This window comes from Stenotrophomonas sp. NPDC077659, from assembly GCF_050268705.1.
GTDB lineage: Bacteria > Pseudomonadota > Gammaproteobacteria > Xanthomonadales > Xanthomonadaceae > Stenotrophomonas.
Map to the genome: position 1 here is coordinate 1 of NZ_JBNNHG010000032.1, position 2,936 is coordinate 2,936.

Below are 2,936 nucleotides of genomic sequence, written 5' to 3' on the forward strand. Positions count from 1 at the left end.
GAGACCGACGACCCGCATGCGGCCGATCTCTACCAGGTCGGCACGCTGGCGCAGGTGCTGCAGCTGCTGAAGCTGCCTGACGGCACCATCAAGGTGCTGGTGGAAGGCCTGTCGCGCGTGCAGGTCACCCATGTCGACGAGCGTGATGGCGCGCTGCACGGCCAGGCCGTGGAGATCGACGCGGCCGACCCGCGCGAACCGCGCGAGATCGAGGCCATCGCCCGCTCGCTGATGTCGCTGTTCGAGCAGTACGTCAAGACCAACCGCAAGCTGCCGCCGGAGCTGCTGCAGACCCTGTCCGGCATCGATGAACCCGCCCGCCTGGCCGACACCATCGCCGCGCACATCAGCGTGCGCCTGGCCGACAAGCAGCGCCTGCTGGAAACGCTGGCCGTGGGCGAGCGCCTGGAAATGCTGGTCGGCCTGGTCGATGGCGAGATCGACGTGCAGCAGATGGAAAAGCGCATCCGCGGCCGCGTGAAGTCGCAGATGGAAAAGAGCCAGCGCGAGTACTACCTCAACGAACAGATGAAGGCCATCCAGAAAGAACTGGGTGATCTGGACGACGCGCCGGGCGAGCTGGAGGAACTGGCCCGCAAGATCGCCGAAGCCGGCATGCCCAAGCCGGTGGAAGCCAAGGCGCGCAACGAGCTGAACAAGCTCAAGCAGATGTCGCCGATGTCGGCCGAAGCGGCCGTCGTGCGCAATTACCTGGAATGGCTGCTGGGCGTGCCGTGGAAGAAGCGCACCAAGGTGCGCAAGGACCTGAAGGCCGCGCAGGACACCTTGGACGCCGACCACTACGGCCTGGAGAAGGTCAAGGACCGCATCCTGGAATACCTGGCGGTGCAGTCGCGCGTGAAGCAGATGAAGGGTCCGATCCTGTGCCTGGTCGGTCCGCCGGGCGTGGGCAAGACCTCGCTGGGTCAGTCGATCGCCAAGGCCACCAACCGCAAGTTCGTGCGCATGTCGCTGGGCGGCGTGCGTGACGAAGCCGAGATCCGTGGCCATCGCCGCACCTACGTTGGTTCCATGCCAGGCCGCATCGTGCAGAACCTCAACAAGGTCGGCAGCCGCAACGCGCTGTTCGTGCTCGATGAGATCGACAAGATGTCGATGGACTTCCGTGGCGATCCGTCCTCGGCGCTGCTGGAAGTGCTCGACCCTGAGCAGAACAACGCCTTCAACGACCACTACCTGGAAGTAGACCTGGACCTGTCCGAAGTGATGTTCGTGGCGACCTCCAACTCGCTCAACATTCCCGGCCCGCTGCTGGACCGCATGGAAGTGATCCGCATCCCCGGCTATACCGAGGATGAGAAGCTCAACATCGCCACCCGCTACCTGTCGCCGAAGCAGATCAAGGCCAATGGCCTGAATCCGGAAGAGCTGGAAATCGGCAGCGATGCGATCCAGGACATCGTGCGCTATTACACGCGCGAATCCGGCGTGCGCAACCTGGAGCGCGAGATCGCCAAGATCTGCCGCAAGGTGGTGAAGGAAATCGCGCTGGCCGGCCCGCAGCCGGTAAAGGCGAAGAAAGGTGCGAAGAAGGCCAGGGCCTTGGTCAGCGTCACCAGCAGGAACCTGGACAAGTACCTGGGCGTGCGTCGCTTCGATTTCGGTCGCGCCGAAGAAGCCAACGAGATCGGCCTGGTCACCGGCCTGGCCTGGACCGAAGTGGGTGGCGATCTGCTGCAGATCGAATCGACCCTGGTGCCGGGCAAGGGCCAGCTGATCCTGACCGGCCAGCTCGGCAACGTAATGAAGGAATCGGCGTCGGCAGCGCTGTCGGTGGTGCGTTCGCGCGCCGTCGGGTTCGGCATCGATGCCGACTTCCTGCAGAAGCACGACGTGCATGTGCACGTGCCCGATGGCGCCACGCCCAAGGACGGCCCCAGTGCGGGCGCGGCGATGGTCACCTCGCTGGTGTCGATGCTGAGCAAAGTGCCGGTGCGTGCCGACGTGGCGATGACCGGTGAGATCACCCTGCGCGGCCGCGTCACCGCCATCGGTGGCCTGAAGGAGAAGCTGTTGGCGGCACTACGTGGCGGAATCCGCACGGTCATCATCCCCGAGGAGAACCGCAAGGATCTGGCCGACATCCCGGCCAACGTCACCCGCGATCTGCAGATCGTGCCGGTGAAATACATCGAGGAAGTGCTGGACCTGGCGCTGGAGCGTCCGCTGGCTCCGAAGAAGGCGCGCAAGAGTGCGCAGCGCGTCACGGTGCGCAGCAAGGCCAAACCAAGTGGAAACGCGCGCGTCAAGCATTGACGCGTGCGGCTGAAATGCCCGAAACCCGCGTCGTTGCTGGCTTTCCAGCTTGCGTGGGGGTAGGGGCGCTGGTATAAAAGCAGCACCCGCGAATGAGTGATCGCAGCCTGGTGGTCACTGAATTCGGCGAACAGTTTCCACATGGCGGCCGTGCGCGCATCGCGTGCGGTTGCTTCCCTGTCGAATAAGCGGAACCCACCGCCAAAGGAGTTGTACAGAATGAACAAGACCGAATTGATCGATGCCGTTGCTGAAGCCGCCGACCTGACCAAGGCCGAGTCCAGCCGCGCTGTCGATGCCGTCGTTGCTGCCGTCACCAAGGCGCTGAAGGACGGCGATGCGGTCACCCTGGTTGGCTTCGGTACCTTCCAGGTCCGCGACCGTGCCGCACGCACCGGCCGCAACCCGAAGACCGGCGACACCATCAAGATCGCTGCTTCGAAGAATCCGTCGTTCAAGGCTGGTAAGGCCCTGAAGGATGCTGTAAACTAAGCGGCTCGCTGGGGTGCTTAGCTCAGCGGTAGAGCGTCTCCTTTACACGGAGAGGGTCGGGGGTTCGAAACCCTCAGCACCCACCACAGCACCGCAGTAAAAGTTTGAGTGTGGAGCGGTAGTTCAGCTGGTTAGAATGCTGGCCTGTCACGCCGGAGGTCGCGCGT

The 2,936-nt window shown here is 63.8% G+C and carries 2 protein-coding genes and 1 tRNA gene; all 3 read left to right on the plus strand.

Annotated elements, in window-relative coordinates; all coding sequences use genetic code 11:
- A partial coding sequence (gene lon, locus ACQKDV_RS07040; RefSeq protein WP_427783046.1) for an endopeptidase La occupies positions 1-2,277 on the plus strand: 2,277 nt, incomplete at its 5' end.
- A 219-nt stretch (positions 2,278-2,496) separates the two neighbouring features.
- Positions 2,497-2,769, plus strand: a complete 273-nt coding sequence (locus ACQKDV_RS07045; protein ID WP_004146343.1) for an HU family DNA-binding protein — start codon at positions 2,497-2,499, stop codon at positions 2,767-2,769.
- A gap of 11 nt (positions 2,770-2,780) precedes the next feature.
- Positions 2,781-2,855 (plus strand) — tRNA-Val (locus tag ACQKDV_RS07050).
- Positions 2,856-2,936 lie beyond the last annotated feature (81 nt).

What these genes read in the sequence shown, in the direction of transcription:
- ACQKDV_RS07045 (WP_004146343.1), top strand. Translation starts at nt 2,497, where the DNA reads ATGAACAAGACCGAATTGATCGATGCCGTTGCTGAAGCCGCCGACCTG.